At 68.6% G+C, this 18,771-nt stretch carries 29 protein-coding genes and 1 pseudogene; 11 read left to right on the top strand and 19 right to left on the bottom strand.

Annotated features, from left to right (window positions below; all coding sequences use genetic code 11):
• Positions 1 to 6 precede the first annotated feature (6 nt).
• On the top strand, positions 7 to 285 hold the full coding sequence (locus G6048_RS51300; RefSeq protein WP_165338464.1) for a hypothetical protein: 279 nt from the start codon (positions 7 to 9) through the stop codon (positions 283 to 285).
• 108 nt (positions 286 to 393) lie between these two features.
• Here G6048_RS51300 and G6048_RS06585 read toward each other — a convergent pair whose 3' ends face one another.
• The 4 genes from G6048_RS06585 to G6048_RS06600 form a co-directional block, all read right to left on the bottom strand.
• Complete coding sequence (locus G6048_RS06585; RefSeq protein WP_165338497.1) at positions 394 to 687, bottom strand: hypothetical protein; 294 nt, start codon at positions 685 to 687, stop codon at positions 394 to 396.
• A complete protein-coding gene (locus tag G6048_RS06590) occupies positions 687 to 1,310 on the bottom strand; it encodes a hypothetical protein (protein WP_165338540.1) in 624 nt (207 codons plus the stop codon). The genes G6048_RS06585 and G6048_RS06590 overlap by 1 nt, the downstream gene beginning before the upstream one ends.
• A 129-nt stretch (positions 1,311 to 1,439) precedes the next feature.
• The gene (locus tag G6048_RS06595; RefSeq protein WP_165338498.1) at positions 1,440 to 1,613 is read right to left on the bottom strand and encodes a CsbD family protein; all 174 of its coding nucleotides are present in this window, start codon (positions 1,611 to 1,613) and stop codon (positions 1,440 to 1,442) included.
• A gap of 93 nt (positions 1,614 to 1,706) precedes the next feature.
• A complete protein-coding gene (locus G6048_RS06600) occupies positions 1,707 to 1,871 on the bottom strand; it encodes a hydrophobic protein (protein WP_165338499.1) in 165 nt (54 codons plus the stop codon).
• A gap of 718 nt (positions 1,872 to 2,589) precedes the next feature.
• Here G6048_RS06600 and G6048_RS06610 point away from each other — a divergent pair.
• The 4 genes from G6048_RS06610 (at position 2,590) to G6048_RS06625 (ending at position 4,076) form a co-directional block, all read left to right on the top strand.
• On the top strand, positions 2,590 to 2,874 hold the full coding sequence (locus G6048_RS06610) for a hypothetical protein (protein ID WP_165338501.1): 285 nt from the start codon (positions 2,590 to 2,592) through the stop codon (positions 2,872 to 2,874).
• 94 nt (positions 2,875 to 2,968) lie between these two features.
• Entirely contained in the window at positions 2,969 to 3,286 is a 318-nt protein-coding gene (locus tag G6048_RS06615; RefSeq protein WP_165338502.1) for an ANTAR domain-containing protein, read from the top strand.
• 9 nt (positions 3,287 to 3,295) lie between these two features.
• Positions 3,296 to 3,652 (top strand): PRC-barrel domain-containing protein, encoded by a 357-nt coding sequence (locus G6048_RS06620; RefSeq protein ID WP_165338503.1) that lies wholly within the window; start codon positions 3,296 to 3,298, stop codon positions 3,650 to 3,652.
• A gap of 64 nt (positions 3,653 to 3,716) precedes the next feature.
• Positions 3,717 to 4,076: an ANTAR domain-containing protein gene (locus G6048_RS06625; protein WP_165338504.1), complete on the top strand. Its 360-nt coding sequence runs from the start codon at positions 3,717 to 3,719 to the stop codon at positions 4,074 to 4,076.
• A 277-nt stretch (positions 4,077 to 4,353) separates the two neighbouring features.
• Here the strand turns inward: G6048_RS06625 and G6048_RS06630 are convergent, their stop codons facing one another.
• Positions 4,354 to 4,953: a hypothetical protein gene (locus G6048_RS06630; RefSeq protein ID WP_235989513.1), complete on the bottom strand. Its 600-nt coding sequence runs from the start codon at positions 4,951 to 4,953 to the stop codon at positions 4,354 to 4,356.
• 231 nt (positions 4,954 to 5,184) lie between these two features.
• Between G6048_RS06630 and G6048_RS06635 the strand changes: the two genes are divergently transcribed.
• Positions 5,185 to 6,006, top strand: a complete 822-nt coding sequence (locus G6048_RS06635) for a SigB/SigF/SigG family RNA polymerase sigma factor (RefSeq protein ID WP_165338505.1) — start codon at positions 5,185 to 5,187, stop codon at positions 6,004 to 6,006.
• A 384-nt stretch (positions 6,007 to 6,390) separates the two neighbouring features.
• On the opposite strand, the gene G6048_RS06640 is transcribed toward G6048_RS06635, so the two are convergent.
• From G6048_RS06640 to G6048_RS06670, 7 genes are all read right to left on the bottom strand, one after another.
• A complete protein-coding gene (locus tag G6048_RS06640; RefSeq protein ID WP_165338506.1) occupies positions 6,391 to 7,107 on the bottom strand; it encodes a GAF and ANTAR domain-containing protein in 717 nt (238 codons plus the stop codon).
• Between the two features lie 78 nt (positions 7,108 to 7,185).
• Positions 7,186 to 7,947 (bottom strand): ANTAR domain-containing protein, encoded by a 762-nt coding sequence (locus G6048_RS06645; protein ID WP_328825686.1) that lies wholly within the window; start codon positions 7,945 to 7,947, stop codon positions 7,186 to 7,188.
• Positions 7,944 to 8,585, bottom strand: a complete 642-nt coding sequence (locus G6048_RS06650; protein ID WP_328825687.1) for a hypothetical protein — start codon at positions 8,583 to 8,585, stop codon at positions 7,944 to 7,946. Before G6048_RS06650 ends, G6048_RS06645 begins: the two co-directional genes overlap by 4 nt.
• A gap of 28 nt (positions 8,586 to 8,613) precedes the next feature.
• Complete coding sequence (locus tag G6048_RS06655; protein ID WP_235989514.1) at positions 8,614 to 9,618, bottom strand: slipin family protein; 1,005 nt, start codon at positions 9,616 to 9,618, stop codon at positions 8,614 to 8,616.
• A gap of 157 nt (positions 9,619 to 9,775) precedes the next feature.
• Complete coding sequence (locus tag G6048_RS06660) at positions 9,776 to 10,264, bottom strand: DUF5994 family protein (RefSeq protein ID WP_165338507.1); 489 nt, start codon at positions 10,262 to 10,264, stop codon at positions 9,776 to 9,778.
• Positions 10,265 to 10,270: 6 nt separating this feature from the next.
• Positions 10,271 to 10,540 (bottom strand): hypothetical protein, encoded by a 270-nt coding sequence (locus G6048_RS06665; RefSeq protein ID WP_165338508.1) that lies wholly within the window; start codon positions 10,538 to 10,540, stop codon positions 10,271 to 10,273.
• Between the two features lie 5 nt (positions 10,541 to 10,545).
• Positions 10,546 to 11,136, bottom strand: a complete 591-nt coding sequence (locus G6048_RS06670; protein ID WP_165338509.1) for a DUF5994 family protein — start codon at positions 11,134 to 11,136, stop codon at positions 10,546 to 10,548.
• Positions 11,137 to 11,710: 574 nt separating this feature from the next.
• Here G6048_RS06670 and G6048_RS51305 point away from each other — a divergent pair.
• Both G6048_RS51305 and G6048_RS51750 read left to right on the top strand, forming a co-directional pair.
• Positions 11,711 to 11,944, top strand: coding sequence for a hypothetical protein (locus G6048_RS51305; RefSeq protein ID WP_206341258.1), 234 nt, complete (start codon positions 11,711 to 11,713; stop codon positions 11,942 to 11,944).
• 190 nt (positions 11,945 to 12,134) lie between these two features.
• A pseudogene (locus G6048_RS51750) lies at positions 12,135 to 12,284 on the top strand (DUF6328 family protein); the annotation flags it as partial.
• Positions 12,285 to 12,369: 85 nt separating this feature from the next.
• Here G6048_RS51750 and G6048_RS06685 read toward each other — a convergent pair.
• The 6 genes from G6048_RS06685 to G6048_RS06710 form a co-directional block, all read right to left on the bottom strand.
• The gene (locus G6048_RS06685) at positions 12,370 to 13,215 is read right to left on the bottom strand and encodes a hypothetical protein (RefSeq protein ID WP_165338465.1); all 846 of its coding nucleotides are present in this window, start codon (positions 13,213 to 13,215) and stop codon (positions 12,370 to 12,372) included.
• Positions 13,216 to 13,457: 242 nt separating this feature from the next.
• A complete protein-coding gene (locus G6048_RS06690; protein WP_235989515.1) occupies positions 13,458 to 13,895 on the bottom strand; it encodes a hypothetical protein in 438 nt (145 codons plus the stop codon).
• On the bottom strand, positions 13,895 to 14,524 hold the full coding sequence (locus G6048_RS06695; protein ID WP_165338511.1) for a hypothetical protein: 630 nt from the start codon (positions 14,522 to 14,524) through the stop codon (positions 13,895 to 13,897). The genes G6048_RS06690 and G6048_RS06695 overlap by 1 nt, the downstream gene beginning before the upstream one ends.
• Positions 14,525 to 14,658: 134 nt before the next feature.
• Positions 14,659 to 14,832: a CsbD family protein gene (locus G6048_RS06700; protein WP_165338512.1), complete on the bottom strand. Its 174-nt coding sequence runs from the start codon at positions 14,830 to 14,832 to the stop codon at positions 14,659 to 14,661.
• Positions 14,833 to 14,923: 91 nt separating this feature from the next.
• Positions 14,924 to 15,109: a hydrophobic protein gene (locus tag G6048_RS06705; protein ID WP_206341259.1), complete on the bottom strand. Its 186-nt coding sequence runs from the start codon at positions 15,107 to 15,109 to the stop codon at positions 14,924 to 14,926.
• A gap of 117 nt (positions 15,110 to 15,226) precedes the next feature.
• Positions 15,227 to 15,439, bottom strand: a complete 213-nt coding sequence (locus G6048_RS06710) for a hypothetical protein (RefSeq protein ID WP_165338513.1) — start codon at positions 15,437 to 15,439, stop codon at positions 15,227 to 15,229.
• Positions 15,440 to 15,821: 382 nt separating this feature from the next.
• Between G6048_RS06710 and G6048_RS06715 the strand changes: the two genes are divergently transcribed.
• From G6048_RS06715 to G6048_RS06725, 3 genes are all read left to right on the top strand, one after another.
• Positions 15,822 to 16,100 carry a hypothetical protein gene (locus G6048_RS06715; RefSeq protein WP_165338514.1) on the top strand — a complete coding sequence of 93 codons (279 nt, stop codon included), beginning with the start codon at positions 15,822 to 15,824 and terminating at the stop codon, positions 16,098 to 16,100.
• A gap of 83 nt (positions 16,101 to 16,183) precedes the next feature.
• Positions 16,184 to 16,585 (top strand): ANTAR domain-containing protein, encoded by a 402-nt coding sequence (locus G6048_RS06720; protein ID WP_165338515.1) that lies wholly within the window; start codon positions 16,184 to 16,186, stop codon positions 16,583 to 16,585.
• A gap of 135 nt (positions 16,586 to 16,720) precedes the next feature.
• A complete protein-coding gene (locus tag G6048_RS06725; protein WP_165338516.1) occupies positions 16,721 to 17,080 on the top strand; it encodes an ANTAR domain-containing protein in 360 nt (119 codons plus the stop codon).
• A 191-nt stretch (positions 17,081 to 17,271) separates the two neighbouring features.
• Here G6048_RS06725 and G6048_RS06730 read toward each other — a convergent pair whose 3' ends face one another.
• Positions 17,272 to 18,663: a diacylglycerol/lipid kinase family protein gene (locus tag G6048_RS06730; protein ID WP_235989516.1), complete on the bottom strand. Its 1,392-nt coding sequence runs from the start codon at positions 18,661 to 18,663 to the stop codon at positions 17,272 to 17,274.
• Positions 18,664 to 18,771 lie beyond the last annotated feature (108 nt).

An 18,771-nucleotide genomic window follows, 5' to 3' on the forward strand; every position in this document is an offset into this window, starting at 1 on the left:
GAGGGCGTGCCTTGGCCGACGGAGCGGGCGGCGACGGTCTTCGACGTGCTCGGGCCCGTGTACGAGCAGGCGTTCGCCCATGCCGAGGCGCACCTGGCGTCACTGGAGTGGCTGCTCGGGAGACTCGCGCTCGGCAGCCGGATGCTGGACGTCGGAAGCGGAACGGGGCGTTGTCCGACCGGTGCGGTGTCACCGCACCGGTCGGACAACGACGGCAGTGGTTTCTGCGGGGAGGACAGCGTCACTGACTGGCAGGCGCTGACGTGTGCAGCAGACTTTCGGTGATCTCCCGGTAATGCCTCAGCACGAGCCGTAGTTCCTCTGTCTGTGTTTCGGTCTCCGGGTCCTGCCGGCTTGCGCGGAGGACACGACGCCGTTCTGTGAGGGCGCCTGTCAGGTGGGTGGCGAGTTCGTCGAAGGTGCTGTCGGCCTCTTCCGCCGCTTGGCGCGGCTGCCGGCGAAGTTGCTGAGGGCCTGTTGGAGGCGCAGGGTGAGCTTGTCCCGTTTGCGTTGCGGGAGCAGCTTCGAGCCCAGCCGGCGATCGGCGCCGTCGGCGCTGGTGCCGGGCTCACGCGGTGCGTGAGCAGAGTCGGTGGAGTCGGTGGGAGGTGTCTGCGGGGCGCGCTGCATCGCGGGAACCGGGCTCCCGGTCCGGGGCTGCCGCGCGTGTTTGGCGTTGTGCGACATCAGGTGCTGCTTCCCTTCGCGTGGCGTCGGGTCGGTGGCCACGGCGCGTGTCCTTGGCCGTCGGGGGTCTGCGGGCGGCGCCGGTCCGGGGCAGCCGGTTGGTCGGAGACCAGTGCCTCGAAGAGGCTTCGGGCTTCGACCATGGCTTCCCGCATCTCCTCGGTGCCGCTCTGGTCGTGGGCGGCTGTGTGCATGCTGCGATAACCCTGGACGAAGTAGGCGTGGCGGACGGAGAGGGCAGCCAACTGCTCATCGAACTGCTCGCCGTCAGGGAAACCGCGGTCCTTTGCCAGGTGCGCCAGCAGCGCATCCGCCTCGGTGATGGCCCTCTGCGGTGATTCGACGAACTGGTCTTGAACGGCGGCCCATTCAGTCACGTAGTGCTCGCGGGCCTCGGGCGGCAGCGGCTGCTCCCTGAGGGAGCCGTGCTGCTGCACGCGCTTACTGAGTTCCCGCTCGGCCGCCCTGATGTCGCCGTCATTGTGGGCGACGGCACGGTCGTACTCGGGGCCGAAGCGCCTCTTCAGCCCGCGTCCGCCGCTGCCCGGGGCCCTTCCGCGTCCGAGGTAGAGGAGGGTGGCCATGCCAATGACGATCATGGCGATGATCACGACGGTGAACATGGCTGCCTTCTTTGGCTCTTGGTTCGCAGATAGGTCTGCATCATTGCCGTCAATTCCTGTCGGCTCATTGAGTGTTGAGGCGTGCCGGGTGGTGTCCATGTGACGTGGCCACCACCCGGGCGTTTGTGGTCAGCGCCTGAAGGCGTGCTTGGCCTTGGAGCCGGCCTGCTTCAGATTTCCGGAGACCCGGTCGGTCCTGCCTTGCCGCTGCAGTCGCGTGTTGCGGGTGGTCCGGCCGACGCGTTCGGCCATCCGGCCCTTGAATGCCTGGGTCTTGTGCTTGATCGTCTGTCCGACGCCCATGGTCGGCCTCCTACGTGTCTGCTGAGTGGGGCCACGCGCGTGATCGTCGTACCGGCCGCCATTCCCGCGGGCGGGATCGGGCCCCGGTGTGGATTACCGGCGGCCGTACCGACGCCTGCTACCGCCGCGCCCGCGCCTCGTGAAGCCGACGATCCAGACGACCAGCAGTACGGCAGCGACCCACCAAAGGGTCTGCATGGTGAAGCCGAACCCGAACACCACGAGGATCAGCAGGAGGAGAAGAATCCAGAGAAACATGGCCGAGCCTCCACGTGGTCACAGGGACAGTTCCTGCGTTCCGCGGGGTCAGGGCGAAGCGGAAGGTGGAAGGCGTCGCCCGGAGAATTCCGGAGCGGTGTAGCCCCACGCCTGCGGTCAGTCAACGCCTGGCAACCTCCCTTGTCAACGTAGCGTCGGCACTGAGGAGTTCTGGGAGCTGGGCAGGGGCCGCTGGGGCAAACGGAGCCTCGACGGGGGCTTCGGCCGGCTCGGTGGGCGGCGCCGGCAGGACGTGGTCCTCCCACCAGGACGGGCCCAGCACGGTGGCGAGCAGGACGAAGGGAGCCGAAACCGGAACGATCAGCGCGTACATGTGTACCGCCTGTCGTGGGATGCGTGCGACGCGACGGGCAGCAGATAGTTGCCCGCTTGAGGCACATCTGGGCCGCGCCGGGGATCACAAGACGATGGGCGCGTGCGGGAATGGCCTCGCTCGTGACGCGGCGGGTTCCGGCACCGATGCGCAGGGTGCGCCCCCTGGGGAGCGCGATGGCGGTGCGACGCTGCCGGGGGCCGGGGCGGCACGACGCACGCTAGCCCTCCCCGCACTTCCCGGATAGGTGTCAAGCAGCCATCCGTGCCGGACAGGACGCACTGATGTCGCGCCGTATCCGGAATCTTTGGGCAGGACTACGCTGTGGGGTGAGGCCCTAGTCCCCGGTATCGATGCTGTGTCCCGCTCCCGGGGAGGCCCGCCGTGTTCGTCCTGCTACTCATCTTCATCATGGCCTTGTTCGGTTTCGGCTTCCTCGATCCCATCTGGTGGGTGGCCGCGGCGGTGTTGGTCTTCGGGGCCACCCGCTACGGCCGCGATCGTGGCGGGGGCCGGGGCCGGGGCCGTAGTAGCAGGTCCGATCTCGGGGACTACCGGGACTATCAGGAGCGCCGGGATCGTCAGGACCGCTGGGACCGTCGCTACAGCCGTCGGCACCGAGCGCGCTGGAGGCGCGAGGACCGGCAGGATCGCGAACACCGCAGGTGACCCGTGAAGCGACCCAGCAGCCAGGGAGTCCGGAACGGCTTCAGCCATCCCGGACACGGAGAGAGCCCGGAGAGAGCCCGGAGAGGCACATGCCATGCAACGCAAGGGTGTGATCCAAGAAGAGTGGTGGGATCTGAAGGCCGAGGTCTCGTGGGGGAACGCGCCGGGCGGGCAGGATGTCGTCGCGCTGCTCGCCGAGAACGATCAGCTGCGGCGGGCACTGTCCGGCCGTGTGGTGATCGACCAGGCCTGCGGCATGGTGATGGCCCTGACCCCGTGCCGCCGTGGGGCGGCCAGGAACCTGCTGGTGGATGTCTCACGGCAGTGCGATCTCAAACTCCGGGAAGTGGCGGCGGCTTCATACGGCAGACCTGCGATGAGGTTCATGCCGACCAGGCAAGTCCTTCGGTAGGGAGAGGTCATGATTCACGCAGCTGATGTCCGGGAATGGCGCGATCTCGACGTCGTCGATACCGAGTCCCACAAGATCGGTGTCCTCGAAGCGGTCTATGTGGACACCACCACCGATGAGCCGGCCATGGCCACCGTACGAACTGGACTGCCCACCCGGCACCGGCTGGTATTCGTCCCCTTGGAGGACGCGATCGCCGGGCCGGGCTATCTCAAGGTCGCCTATGTCAAAACGCTGGTGAAGCAGGCCCCTTCGATCGGCACCGACGACGTGCTGCCCGCCGACCAGGAGGAGGCGATCTTCAAGCACTACGGCCTGCCCTATGAGCCCGGTGCAGCCGGTGAGAGGCAACTGGCGCGCCGCTGACCGTCCATGGGTACGACAACTGTGTTGTGAGGACTGTGTTGTGAGGACTGCTGAGGTACGCACCATGCGCCAGGTGACCCCGCCCCGTGAAGAACGGCCGCTGCTGATGGCTGTGGCTTCGGCAGGCGATGCGGCTTTGCTGGCCGAGGTCGTCGAACTGCGTGCCAAGAACGAGCAGTTGGGGCGGGCGCTTTCGACCCGTGCGGTGATCGACCAGGCGCGCGGCATGGTGATGGTCCTGGCGCCGTGTTCCAGCGCGAGGGCATGGGATCTGCTGGTGGGCGTGTCGCAGCACTGCAATATCAAGCTCCGGGATGTTGCTGCGGCTCTGGTCGCCACGACGAAGGACGAGACGCTCCCGGAAGAGATACAGCGGGAGCTTCGCCGGGCGCTGCGGCGCCTTCATGCGGCGGACCGGGGGTGACGGAGCGCTCTCCAGCGGGGACGGCACCGGGAGCTGTGAGCTCAACTCTCCGGTGCCTTCGTCCGGGCCGGCCGTCGGACACCCCTCCTGTGTAGCCCACCTCGGGGGGCTCAAACTCCGGACCGTCGGCTTACCGCCCGTTCGGTCTGGTCAAGTGCAGAAACGACTGCCGTCGGACGATGCCGACAGCATCGTCACCGTCGCGGCCGGAGCGTCGAACAGGCGGGCGGCCACTGCGGCGATTCGATCGAATGCCTCGTCGGGCTGGCGCGGACGGCTATTCGGGCCGTTGGGTCTGGTCGTTGTGGGCGAGGCCGTCCGGATGTTCCGCCGTGCGCTCGCCAAGAGGAAGAACGAGTACTCGTAAGTTCGTTGGGCCGGGCAGGCGGTGGATCTGTCCCGCCTCCTGCCAGCCCCAGTTCTTGAAGGTGGCACAGGCCGAACGGTCGGACTGATCCACCAACGTGACACCAAGCGAAGACTGGTGGTCGGCGAGCAGACGCTCCTGGAGTCGGCGGGCGAGCCCGTGGGCGTGCTGGTGAGGATGGACGAGGGTTTCGAGGATCGCGAAGACATGCCCGGACGCGGTCAGTTGCTCAAGGTTCTGCGGCATCGGTCCGTCGAACCCCTGCCACCAGGAGCCGTCGCGCGGCACGGGGAATCCGAAGACACACCCGGCCAGGGAGCGCGCCTCGGCGACCAGCATGTCGAATCCCGGTAGCTGTACGTCGTTTGCCAGGCGGTGCAGGAACTTCTGCCGGTCGTGGAACTCCTCACCGGGAGCGGCTGCGGAAGACTCCACGTACAGATCCGCCAGGTCCTCCCGCAGGCCCTCGGCCTGCCAGCGGTTCAGCCGGCGCAGACGCACCGTGTCCATCGCGGACGGCTCAGAGCCTTCGAGTTCGTGTGGTTGGGCGAAGGGACGCCTGCCGTCGGCAGCCGCAGTTGTGTCGCGGAGAGCTGTTTGAGAGCGGACTGTCCGGGAACTCGCCTGGTGTGCTTCAGACCGGAGGCACGCCCGTGGGAGCAGCTTTCGCTGCTCCCCTGTGCGCTGCTGTCTGCCGGCTCCCACGGTGAGTGACTCCACCCATCAGGGAGACACGTGCCCATGCCGGACCAACGCACGCAGAGCCCACGAAGCGCATACCCCTACGACGACGCTCCGGACACCGACGCCGCGTTCCGCCGAATCGCTGCCCTACCGGGCGGCCCGGAGAAGTCCGCGCTGCGGCAGGAGGTGGTGTGCGCCTGGATGCCGATGGCCGTACGGCTCGCCCGGCGCTTCCGCCATCGTGGTGAGACCTTCGAGGACCTCAAGCAGGTCGCCCAACTGGGCCTGGTCAAGGCGGTAGCCCGCTTCGACCCCAGTCGCGGAACCGCCTTCCCGAGTTTTGCCATACCGACGATCCTCGGCGAGGTGAAGCGGCACTTCCGTGACGAACTGTGGGTCGTTCATGTGCCGCGGCGCGTACAGGAGCTGCGCCGTCGGGTCCGCTCCGCCGACCATGAGCTGTGCGCTTCGCTGGGAGGCCGCATCCCCGCAGCTCACGAGATCGCCGCACACGCCGGCCTGACCGAGGCCGAGGTACGGCTGGGTCAGGGGGCGCTGGAGAGCTTCACCGCCCGGTCCTTGGACACCCAGCCCGGCCACTCCGAGGACAGCCACCGCCTGACCGACACCCTCGGTGGCATGGAGCCCGGCTTCGACCGGGTCGTCAACCGTGAGGCGCTCCGCCCCCTGCTGCAGGCACTGCCCGAACGCGAACGGCAGATCCTGTACATGAGGTTCTTCTGCGAGATGACGCAGGCCCGCATCGGCCTACAGCTCGGTGTCTCCCAGATGCACGTCTCCCGTCTGATCTCCCGCACCTGTGCCCGCCTGCATGACCAGGTGATGGCCGACCCCCGTGTTCCGAGGAGGACCGCGTGACGATGTCCCGGGTGCACGGGCGGCGCCCGCGAACGGCCCTGTTCCGCTTCGCCTGTATCTGCTCTAGGCTTCACGCGGGGAAGACGGGACTGCGACCGTGTCAGGTACCAGCAGGTCTTCCCATCCAGGCTCCCAGCCCCCGAGTCGGAAACCAGGCCCGGCCGGAGCCGCATCGCCGCTGTGAGCGGCTCCAGCCTCCGTCCTCCCGGCATTTCCAGACGGGGTGTTCTCACCAGTCCCGCCGCCGCGGAGGACAGCGCGCGAGGACACGGTGGAGGGGGGCCTCCCATCCTCGCGCCACGTACGGCCGCCGCCGCACTGCGGCGGCGGCCGTACGGACCGTGAATCCCGGCGCGGGGGCGTCGGTCGGTGGCACGGAGTGGGTCAGGACCCCAGTCCGGGGAGGCGTTCGGAGTCGTCGATGAAGGCGCGGGCCACGTCGGACAGGCGCCGGTTGTGGGCGCGGGCGTAGCCGCGCAGGGTGGTGAAGGCCTGTTCCATGTCGATGCCCTGGCGTTCGGCGAGTTTCCCCTTGGCCTGCTCGATCAGTACCCGGCTGTTCAATGCCGTCTGCAGCTGTTCGTTGAGCACCGTGCTGCGGTGGGTGGTGCGTTGTTGCAGGAGGCTGATGGTGGCGACGTCGGCCAGGGCCTGGGCGATGAGGGTGGCGGCCGGGTCGAAGGGGCCGGGGGCGGCACGGAAAAGGTTCAGGGCGCCCACGGTCTCGTCCCGCAGACGCATCGGCAGGGCCTGGACTGCCCCGAAACCGCTGTGGTGGGCCACCGTGACGAAGCGCGGCCAGCGATCGACCTCCCGGGTCAGGTCGGGGACGATCACCTGTGTGCCGGTGCGGAAGCACTCGAGGCAGGGGCCTTCGTCGTTCTGGAGCTGGAAGAGCTCCAGCAGGCGTACCTGTTCGTCGGAGGCGGCCATCACGCGGAGTTCGCCGTCGCGGTCCGCGAGCAGCACCCCGGCCGCACCTGCGCCGAGCATGCCCACGCAGCGGTCGGTGAGCAGGCGCAGGAAGTCGATCAGGTCGAAGTCGGCGACCAGGTTGTCCGCCAGCTCGACGAAAGTCTTGGCCAGGAGCTGCTGATTCATCGTGTCACCCTCGATTGAGACTAGTCCCGCCGGGAAGGGGCGGGAAGTGCAGCACGTTCATCGGATGGCACCGGTGCCTCAGGTTTCCTCGTCGGTCCGTCTCGGTTCCGTGTCCGGGGAGAAGCGAAGCCGGTGGGCTACGACGTCGGCGGCCACCTCGGCGAGTCGGCGTCCCTGCGTATAGGCGTAGGCGCGGAGCCGGACGAAGGCTTCGTCGATGCCGACGCCGAGTTGGACGGTGAGGATGCCGGTGGCCTGGTCGATCTCCGGCCGGTATCCGCCCAGGTCCTCGAAGCTGCGGTCCGGCAACGGTCCGCCGGCCGGCGAGCCTGTCTCGTCGATCCTTGTATCGAGCAGGAGCAGCGTCGCGAGATCGGCGAAGGCCAGCGCGTCGGCCAGCTCCTCCGCGTCCAGCACGGTCGGCACGTCGGCGTACAGGTCCAGGACTCCCGGGCTGATCGCCCCTATCTGCAGGGGAAACGCGAACACCGCGCGCGCTCCGGCTTCCAGGGCCGCATCGGCGAACACGGTCCAGCGGTCCTGCAGGTCACCGGTCAGCAGATCGGGTGTCAGGATGGCGGAACCCTGTGTGAAGGCGTCCACGCAGGGCCCCTCGCCCAGGGTGAGCTGGAGCTCCTCCAGTCGTTCACTGATGGCGTCGGTGCTGCACAGCGGATGGCTCGGCGCGGTCCGGGACATCGCCGACAGCCCGGCCCCGCCGACCGGGAGCGCGGCCACGGCAGCGGTGCACACGTCCACCACGCCGACCCGGGTGCCGCGTCGGGCCGCCTGCTCGGCGACCAGCGCCTGGATACGGGCCGACCGGCGGTGGGACCTCACCCGGGCCACCGTGTCCAGGCATCGTGTGCAAGCCCCTCCAGCCTCACGGCGGTTGGTTCCCCGACGGGAAGGACCAGCACCCGGAGCACCGTGGCGCTGATCGGCCTCCAGATCTCTCCCAGGTCAAGCCATCCCCAGGAGCGGAGCGCAGCGAGCGTTGTGAGATCGGCCCGGTCCACCAAGGTGGCACCGAGTGTCGCCTGCTGGTCGGTCAGCAGCCGCTCCTGCAACCGGCGGGCCACGTCCTGGTCCTGCGGGTGCGGGCGGACCAGGATGTCGGTGATCGCGAAGACGCTTCCTGACTCGTTGAGTTGCTCGATGCTGTGCGGCAATGCTCCGTCAAACCCTGGCCAATAGAAGCCGTCGCCGCGGATCGGGAATCCGACGGCGCATCCCACCAGGCCGTCCGTCTCTGCGATCACCATGGCGAACCCCGGCCGACGGATGTCGAAGGCGAGACGGTTCAGAAAGCGCCGACGGCTGGGACGGCGGTACGCCTCACGGGGTGACGTCTCGCGGGAGTCCACGTACAGATCCGCCAGTCGCCCGCCCAGGCCCTGTGCCAGCCGGCGGTTCACCCGACGCAACCGCACCGCGTCCATGGTGGGCGACTCGCCGCCACGGAGCTTCGCGCTCACCCGACGACTGCCCGGGACCAGGGGGAGATCAGCTGTGGGCATGTGACACGCCAGAGTCGGAGTCCGCCGGTGTCGGCCCGTTGTCCCGCTGTTCCCGGGCCGCTGCCGCACGCTTGCCGATCCGCTCTCCGCGAGAACCGGCCCGCTCTCCGCTCAGAGAGCCGACCGGCTTTCCACGCAGCGAGAAGGCGGGCGTGGTGGGCGGGATGGGGGTGGTCAGTTCGGGGAGTGCGGGGCGCGGCATGCTCCGGTGGGTGGACTCGCCGTCAGCCTCCCGGCTCTGGTGCTCGAAGAAGCGGAGCATCTCCACCGGGAACGGCATGACCAGGGTGCTGTTTTTCTCCGCCGAGACGTCCACCACGGTCTGCAGCAGGCGCAGTTGGAGAGCGCCCGGAGTGTCGGCCATGGTCGCCGCGGCGTCGCTCAGGCGCTGGGACGCCTGGAACTCGCCGTCGGCGGCGATGACCCGGGCACGGCGTTCACGCTCGGCCTCGGCCTGCTTGGACATGGAGCGCATCATCGACTCCGGAAGGGCGATGTCCTTGATCTCCACGCGTTCGATGCGCAGTCCCCAGGGCTCCTCGGTGGGGGCGTCCATCACTTTCTTGAGCTCCGCGTTGATGTGGTCGCGGTCGGAGAGGAGCGTGTCCAGGTCGGCCCTGCCGATGACGGCGCGGAGCGAGGTCTGGGCGATCTGGGAGACGGCGCTGGGGTAGTTGCGTACGTTCACCAGGGCTTTGACCGGGTCGATGACCCGGAAGTAGACGACCGCGTCCACGGTGAGCGTCACGTTGTCGGCGGTGATGGACCCCTGTGGCGGGATGCCGAGGACCTCGGTCTGTACGGACACCTTCCGCATCCGGTCGCCGATCGGCCGGATGAAGCGCAGGCCGGGCCCGCGGATGTCCGGCAGCAGCCGACCGAAGCGGAACACCACGCCCTTCTCGTACTGTTGGACGTTGCGCAGGCTCATGGCGAGCAGCACCAGCCCGGTCACGGCGAACACCACCAGCACGGTGATCAGCACACCCATGGTTCTCACATTCCTTACGTCGATGGTGTCCCGGAACCCGAGCGGTCCGGGAAGCACACGGCGCGGGAAGACCCCGGCCTGTCGTCTGCGGTGCGGCGGCCGGGGTCCTGGGCTGCGGGTTGTGTGATTGCTGAGCGGTGCGATCCTGCCGCCCCTGTCAGTCGGGAGAGCGGGACGGTACGACGGTCCGGTCGGCCGGGGTGACACCAGCGGCGGCGAGAACATGCTCGGCCGAGATCGCGTTGTTGTCCCGTACAGCCATGGCCATCGCGGCGTGGGCGGGGGAGGGAGCCGTCTGTGGAGGGATCACCAGGAACAGGAAACGGTCCTGGGCCCCCTTGGTGACGATCATCGTGCTGTCCCCGACGGCGGACCAGTCGATACGGACCGTATGCCCCGCGACGACCAGATCGCCCGGCATCTCGTCCCAGTCGCTCGCGTCGAGGCCGACGCGAGCGATGGTGCCCAGCCGGGCCGTCAGCGCGATGACCAGGCCGGACAGTTGGCTCCCGATGTCGCGCGACCGTGGCCACCACGCGCCGTCGAACGTTCCCGTGCGCTTGGATGTCGTCTCCAATCGCAGGACCGCGGTGCCGGGAAGCACCGGCTCACTGCTGGTGTCTGCCAGGAGCTGGGTGGGGAGCATGATGACTCACTTCCCTTGTGTCCGGGCCCGGCGCCGTGGCCGGAGCCGCCCACGTCCCCCGTCGCGATGGTCGCGGCGATCACCGGTACCGCTCGTTGCGGCGCGACCGCGAACCTGCTGCGGGGCCGATGGCGCCGGTCCCCGGGCAGCCGACCGGGAGCGGCCGTAGTGGAAATCGGCGATGCGCTCGTCGTGCTGGTTGTTGAGCCGGTGGATCAGGAACGCGCCCAGAGCGACCATCGCCAGGAGCGCCACTACGGTCACGAAGGTCTCCATGGCCCTCACACCCCTTTCGCCGGATGCTGTGTCGGAAGAGCGACTGCCGGGATCCGTGGACGTGAGGGTGGACCGCCTGCCTCATGGCCTCCTTCGGCGTCCCAGACCGCCTCCACGGCCCGGTCGGTCTCCATCACTGTGCGCAGGCGCGCCGCCTCCGCCATCAATTGGCTCGCGGTCGACGTGCGCAGTGGGTCGCTCGCGGCGGCCATCAGCCAGGCGGCCGAGACGGGAGCCGTCTGCGGAGGGATCACCAGCAGGTCCCAGCGGCCCACGCGGTAGGAGAGGAGCAACATCTGGTGCGGGTCCTGCTGGGCCATGAACGAGCCCACCTTCACGACATGCCCTTCGACGGGCACCTTGTGCGGGACGGTCGGCCAGTGTGCGGGATTCACCGTGACCCTGGTGATCCGCCCCCACAGCGGATCGAGCACGGCCGTCAGCGAAGGAAGTTCCGCCCAGAGATCGCGGGAGCGGGGCCACCAGGCGCCGTCCAGCAGAGCCGGTGCGGAACCACTGGGAGCCAGCGACATGCGGAGAGAGGGAGGGGAGGGCCGGTCTTCGAGTGTCGGCGCGTACGAAACGGTCGCAGTCATGATGCGAACCCTGCTCCGGACCGGTCGGAACCGGCACCGGCGTAGCCAATCGCCGAAAACGGCACGAGCATGGAGGCCGGTGCGCGAAATACTCTCGGTAACCCCAGCGTACTCCTCCGGCGAACCCTACGGACTGTGCCCAGGCGTCGCGGGACCCGGGATGCCGTGAGGCCGACATCGATGGTGCGCATGCTGTCGCTCCCGTATCCGCCATCGCCCGCCTTCCGTGACGTGGCGGCCGCGCTGCGTCAAACAGCAAGGCGTGAAGCCCAGCTGGCATACCGGTGATCGAATGTCCCGGACGTACTGAACAACTGCGAGGCGGGCAGGGCAAGGATTCCGCGTCGTCGCTCTTCCGCGACATCTGGACAGCCACCAGCTGGAGGCGCTGATCGTGTGATCCGGGCGCAATTCGGCCCGGCTGATGGGCAATCCGAGGCGACTCCACGTTCGGATCCGCCGACAAGAGGATGGAACGCATCGCCCAGCTCAGCGCCGACGTCCGCTTCCCCGGGAGGACCGGCCAGACCCCACGCCGGCCGAGTGCACTGCGAGGAAAGCAAGCCCGACAAGCATGAGGCTCGTCGGGCTGAAGATCACCTCTGTCGACGTCTCGGTGACGCGGATGACGAAGGCGATGACGAAGAGGGCGGCCGCCACGAATGCCAGCATCTGTCTACTCCTGCCGATGGACGGCGAACCACACATGATCCCGGTGGCTGCACCGCTGCCCGCTGGCTTCCCCGGATTGCGCCGATCAGTCGTGCGACTCCGGGCCGGAGGCGACAGCGACACCCTGGTCGCCTGACCTGCTGAAGCTGTGAACGAGGCAATCGGGACTGCTGGCACCGCGAATCCCGTCGGCCGCCCAGCCCGCAGGCCGACCGAAACTCGAGGAGTTGAGGATCATCCGGACCGGGTCCAGATCCTGTTCGCGTTTTTGCTGACACTGGCCTTCACCGCCCGTTTCCCCATGGCTCGATAGGGCGCAGCGCGCCATGTACATCACGACGCTGCTGCTCGCGGTGCTCGCGGGCGGCCCTGTTCACCGCGCCGGCCGCTTTGCACCGGACGCGGTTCAGCGCGGGGCCAAGCCCGAGATCGTCATGATCTCTTCACGGCTGGCGGGGACGGGTATGAGCGTCCTGATGCTGGCCCTCACCGGTTCCGTGCACTGGGCCTTCCGCGCTCTGCTCGCCGACGAGGCCGCCCACCGAGGCCCGGACCGGCTTGTCACTGCTCATCAGCGGTGGCGTTGGAACTGCTCACGGCGCCGCCGCTGGACGGCGCGGACGACATCGAAGAACTGGAACTGGAGCTCGGGCTGGGGCTGGGGCTGGAGCTGGGACGGGAACTGGTGTCCGGCGCCGCGCTCTCATCCGGCGAGGCAGAAATGCTCGTCTGCGGCGCCGCGCCACTGGACGCACCCGGGGTGGGTGTGCGGCTGTCCGTGGGGCCGGGGGTACCGGCCGTGCCTCCGCCCACCGAGGTTCCCCTGCCCGGCTCATTCTTGACCACGGCCGCTACCGGCTTGCCCATGATCAACTCCATCGCGGTCACCGTGACCATCGCCAGGGCGAACACCAGGCCCGTCGCCAGGGCGTACTTCTTCCAGCCGATGGACCTCCGGACGGAGCCACCCCGATAGGTGGTGACCGACTCGCCTTCGGAGGGCGTGGAGGCCGCCGTTGTCCCGCGGTGCTCATCATCCGGGCCACCGGGCCCGGAGGGCGGCATCGCGTCAACGGCCGTAGCGTCCGCCGGTAAACCGAACGCCGCCCGGGCGTCCGCGCGGTGTTCCGCCCGCTCCTGGTCCGGCGTCCTCGGCACGCCTACGGGCGGCACTCGGCTGCGGATCCCCTCGCCCGTTCGTCGGAAAGCATGCGAGAAGACCGCTGCGCCTGTCGTGGCGCTGGTACTGATCACGGCGGCGCCGATGATCGTCCCGGTTACCCCCAGCAGGGACGCCAGCACCGCGCCCACCACAGTTGCGAGTGCGCTCGCCACTACCTGCACAAGAGTCAGGTCGAGCACCTTCCGCTTGGGCGCCCGTTCCTGTTCTTCTCTGAGATTCTCCATCAATATCCCTTGATAGTTCTGGAGCCCGGCAGCTGCGTGATGGCCGGGCCTGTCCCGCTCATGGGGGCGTTGACGCGAGGGTTGATGGAGGTCGGCCGATACGCGCCGGCCCAGGCACCAGCTCTGCAGGAGCAGTTGAGCGTGCGTCGGCCCCGCCTCCAGAACGCAGCCGCCGCAGTCCGACCGGTGTGGTGTACGCACCGGTCACTGCGGCGGCAGTGGTTTCCGCGGGGAGGACAGTGTTACTGACTGGCAGGCGCCGACATGTGCAGCAGCCGTTCGGTGATCTCCCGGTATTGCCTGAGCGCGAGCCGTAGTTCCTCGGTCTGTGCATCGGTGTCCTGGTCCTGCCAGCTTGCCCGCAGGACGCGGCGCCGTTCGGTGAGGGTGTTGGTGAACTGGGTGGCGATGTCATCGAAGACGGCGTCGGCCTCCTCCACCGCCTTGTGTGGGCTGTCGACGAAGTTGTTCAGGGCCTGCTGGAGGCGCAGGGTGAGCTTGTCCCGTTCGCCCTGCGGGACCAGTTCCGGACCCGGCGGGGGATCGGGGCGGTCCGCGGTGGTGTCGCGCTCACGCGGTGCGTCAGCGGATTCGGTGCGGGGTGTTTGCGGAGCGCGCGGGGTCGAGGGATTCGGGCTTCCGGTCGGGCGGTGCATGGCGTGTTCGGCGTTGTGTGACATCAGGTGCTGCTTCCCTTCGCGTGGCGTCGGTTCAGTGCCCACGGTGCGTGGCCGCGGTCGTCGGGGGACTGGGGGGTCTGCGGACTGTCCTGATCCGGGTCGGCCGGTTGTTCGGTGACCAGTGCCTCGAAGAGGCTTCGGGCTTCGACCATGGCCTCCCGCATTTCCTCGGTACCGCTCTGGCCGCGGGCGGCCGTGTGCATGCTGCGGTAGCCGCGGACCTGGTCGGCGTGGTGGACGGAGAGGGCGGCGAACTGCTCCTCGAACTGTTCACCGGGAAAGCCCCGGTCCTTCGCCAGGTGTGCAAGGAGTGTGTCCGCCTCGGTGACCGCCTTTTGCGGCGAGTCGACGAACTGTTCCTGGATGCCGGCCCATTGAGCCGTGTACTGCGCGCGGGCCTCGAGTGACAGCGGTTGTTCCGTGAGGGAGCCGTGTTGCTTGACGCGCTCGCCGAGTTCCCGCTCGGCCGCCTTGGTGTCGCCGTTGTGGTCGGCGACGGCACGGTCGTACTCGGGTCCGAAGCGGTGCTTCAGCCCGCGCCCGCCGCCGTCCCGGATGCGGCCACGTCCGACGACGAGGACGGCGACCGCCACGATGACGATCACGGCGATGATCACGATGGTGAGCATGGCGGCCTTCCCTGGCTCTCGGCTCGTAGGGTGCTCTGCTCCATTACCGTCCCCATCAATTCCTGTTGGCTGTCTACGCGTTGGCCTGCCGGGTGGCGTCCACGCAACGCGGACACCACCCGGGGCGTTCGTGGTCAGCGCCTGAAAGCGTTCTTGGCCTTGTCACCGGACTGCTTCAGATTTCCGGAGACCCGGTCGGTCCTGCCTTCGCGCTGCAGTCGCCTGTTGCGGGTGGTCCGGCCGATACGTTCGGTGACCCGGCCCTTGAATGCCTGGGTCTTGTGCTTGATCGTCTGACCGACACTCATGGTGGTCCTCTGCTCGTTCGCTGGATGGGCTCCCGCGCGTGATCGCCGTAGAGGCCGCCGTTCCCGCGGGCGGGAGAGCGCCTCGTGTGGGCTATCCGCGACTGCGGCTGTACCGGCGGCCGCCACCGCCACTCCTGCCACCGCCGCGCCCGCGCATCGCGAAGCCGACGATCCAGACGACCAGGAGTACGGCGGCGACCCACCAAAGGGCCTGCATGGTGAAGCCGAACCCGAACACCACCAGGATCAGCAGAAGGAGAAGAATCCACAGGATCATTGCCGGGCCTCCAGATCGCGGGAAGTTCCTGAGTTCCGCGGGGTCCGGGCGAAGCGGGAAGGTGGAATGCGTCGACCGAGTGATCCGGAGTGGCATTGCCCTACGCCGTGCTGTCAGTCAACGCCCGACGACTTCCCTTGTCAACGGAGTGTCGACACGGGGGAGTTCTGCGAGCTGGGCAGGGGCCGCCGGGACAAACGGAGCCTCGGCGGGGGCTTCGAGCGGCTCGGCCGGCGGCGCCGGCAGGACGTGGTCCTCCCACCAGGACAGACCCATCACGGTGGCGAGCAGGACGAAGGGGGTCGAAGCGGGAACGATCAGCGCGTACATGTGTATCGCCTGTCGGTGGATACGTGCGACATGGCGGGCAGTCGATGGACGGTGCCCGCATGGGGCGCATCGAGGCTGCGCAGGGATCGCGCAGCGACGGCGAGTGCCGGAGCGGCCCGCTGGGGGCGGGACAGGGTCCGGCACTGATGCGCAAGGTGCGCTCTCGAAGGGGCGCGAGAGGTGTTCGACGCTGCCGGGGGCTCGGGCCGTACCGCACACGCTAGCCCTCGCCGCGCTCCCTGGACAGATGTCAAGTGGCCATCTGGTTCCGGCGGAAGACGCTGACGTGGTCGCTGTCCGCAACCTCGGGGGAGGGCTACGCTGTTCGTACTGGCCCCGGCCCCCGGCAGTGATGCTTTGTTCCGCTCCGAGGAGGCCCGCCGTGTTCGTTCTGCTTCTCATCCTGATCGTGGTCTTGTTCGGCCTCGGCTTCATCAACCCCATCTGGTGGGTGGCCGCAGCCGTGTTGGTCTTCGGCGCCACCCGGCACGGCCGCGATCGCGGAGGAGGCTGGATCCATGGCGACGGTTCCGATCTCGGGGACTACCGGGACTACGAGAATCGCCGGGATCGTCAGGACCGCTGGAACCGTCGTTACAGCCGTCGGCACCGGGCGCGCTGGAGGCGCGAGGATCGTCGGGACCATGAACGCCGTGAGTGACCCATGAAGTTGCCCGACATCCAGAGATTCCGTGGCGGCTTCAGCCACACCGGACGCGCGGAAATCGTGGAGAGGCAGATGCCATGCATCGCACAACCATGCTCCCGGAGAATTGGTGGGATCTGACGGCTGAGGCCTGGGCGGAGAATGCGGCCGGTCAGGATGTCGTCGCACTGCGCGCCGAGAATGATCAGCTGCGGCGGGCACTGGCCGGCCGTATGGTCATCGACCAGGCCTGCGGCATGGTGATGGTCCTGGCCCCCTGCCGCCGTGGCCCGGCCAGGAACCTGCTCGTGGATATCTCGCGGCAGTGCAACACCAAACTTCCGGAGGTGGCTGCGGCCGTGGTCGCCGCCTGGGAGGGTAAGCCGCTCTCGCGGCTGATGCAGCGTGCGCTGCGGCGTGCGCTGCGGCAGCTTTACGCGGAAGACCGGGGGTGCGACTCCTCACCGGCGGATCAGCCGTCCGGAAGGGGAAGGCCATGATGCACGCAGCCGACGTCCGGGAATGGCGCAACAAGCACTACGGACTGACCTACAAGCCCGGTGCGGCCGGCGAACGGCAACTGGCGCGCCGCTGACCGCCTGCGGACAGGATGTCTGCCCTGTGAGGTACGCACCATGCGCCAGCTGACCACGCCTCGCGAAGAACAGCGGCTGTTGACGGCCGTGGCTTCGGCGGAGGAAACGGCTCTACTGACAGAGGTCGTCGAACTACGCACCAGAAACGAGCAGTTGGGCCGCGCGCTGGCGAGCCGTGCGGTGATCGACCAGGCGCGCGGCATGGTGATGGCCCTGGCACCGTGTTCCAGCGAGAGGGCCTGGGACCTGCTGGTGGACGTGTCGCAGCACTGCAACGTCAAGCTCCGGGATGTGGCTGCGGCCCTGGTCGCCACGACGAAGGACGAGACGCTCCCGGAACCGATACAGCGGGAGCTGCGCCGAGCACTGCGGCGCCTCCATCTGGCAGACCGGCGGTGACGCATGCGTGCCCAGCGGACGGCACCGGGAGCTGTGGGTTCAACTCTCCGGTGCCTTCGTCCAGGACGGCCGTCGGACGCCTCCGTTGTGTAGCCCACCTCGTGGAAATGAAACACCGGCCTGCCCCTTCCCTGACCGCAAAGCCGTTGAGCAGGCAGAACGCTCGAAGAGCGCCGACCCCGCCGGCGGCGTCACCGCGGCGGTGGCAGGTAGACAGTGAGCGCACGCACCGACTTGTCGAGGAGGAGGGTGTCGGCGGCCGGGCTCACCTCGCCGTCACGGGTGTAGTCCCCCTCCTCTCCCACGCCGTCGATGCGCAGCCGGGTCACGGTGGTGGCCTGGTAGACGCGGGAGCGCGCGAGGGTGCCGGTGAGGAAGGCCGCGATGAGCCGGGTGCGGGCGAAGGGATGGCTGCCGTTGACGGCGCGGATGTCGAGAAGTCCGTCATTGAGGCTGCGGCGGTAGGAGGGGGCGAAGCCGGGTGGGTCGTAACGGCTGTTGCCGGCGAAGAGCAGCCACAGTCGGCGGTGCCGCCCGTCGATGGTGACCTTGCGGGGCGTGCCGTCGGCGAGGACGCGGAGCAGGCCGACGGCGAGGGCGGGCCACTTGCCCAGGCGTGCTTCGCGGGCCTCCCGGGCCCGGACGAGTTCGGGGTAGACGCCGATGCTGAAGGTGTTCAGGAAGTACGTGCTGGAGTCACCCTCGGCACTGCCCTCGGTCGTGACACGGCCGAGATCGACGGCTCCACCGCAGCCCGCCTCCACGGCGTCGGCAGTGGCCTTCAGGGTCGCCAGTCCCAGGTCGGCGGCGAAGTGGTTGAGGGTGCCGCCGGGGAACACGGCCAGCGGCAGTCCGGTTTCGGTGGCCCTGACCGCTGCCGCGTTGACCGTCCCGTCACCGCCCACGACCCCGAGCGCGCCCCCGTTGGCGAGTACGTCCTTGGCCGCTCGGTCGAGCACCAGGTGCAGGTCGACGCCGCTTTCGCAGAGCCGAATGTCCGTCATCGGCAAGAGGATCCGCAGTTCGGCTTCGGCCGGCGTGTCGCCGCCCGCGTCGCTGTTGACGACCGCGATCAGTCCCAGGCCTGCGGGAAGCGCGGGGACGGGGACGTTCGGCCGGGCCGCTTCGGCCGGTTCGTCCACGTGCAGCGGCCACCAACGGCAGGTCGCCGCAGCGATACCGATCCCGAGTGCGACGCCCGCGAGGACATCACCGGTGGAGGGCGCGCCGGTGCGGGCGCGGAAGACGGTGGCTGCTGTAGCGAGGGGTAGGAGAGCGGCCCCCAGCCGGGGCGACTCCAACGTGGCGGCGGTGGTGAAAGCGGCTACGGCGGCCGCGTGCCCGGACGGCAACACCCGGGTGGTGGGCCGAGGCAGAAGGCGGTGGCTGGAGGCCGACCTGGAGGCGATACTGACGGCGGCGGAGGCCAGGGCCAGGGAGCCGGTTGCGCGCAGTGCGGTACGGCGTGCGCCGCGATTGCCGGACAGACCCATAACGGCCGCGCCGGTCACCCACGGCAGTATGGGGTGGGCAGAGGCGACGCGTACGAAGAGCCGTGCATCGAGCGCGCGGAGGTGTCTCATGCCGACTGCGTACCCGCCGCGATGCCGAACACGCGGCCATCCGCACTCACGAATCGGCCAACGGCCCATGCCCCGTTGTTCGTTGACCATCAGATTCCGGACCAGACA

This window comes from Streptomyces ureilyticus, assembly GCF_011045025.1.
GTDB lineage: Bacteria > Actinomycetota > Actinomycetes > Streptomycetales > Streptomycetaceae > Streptomyces > Streptomyces ureilyticus.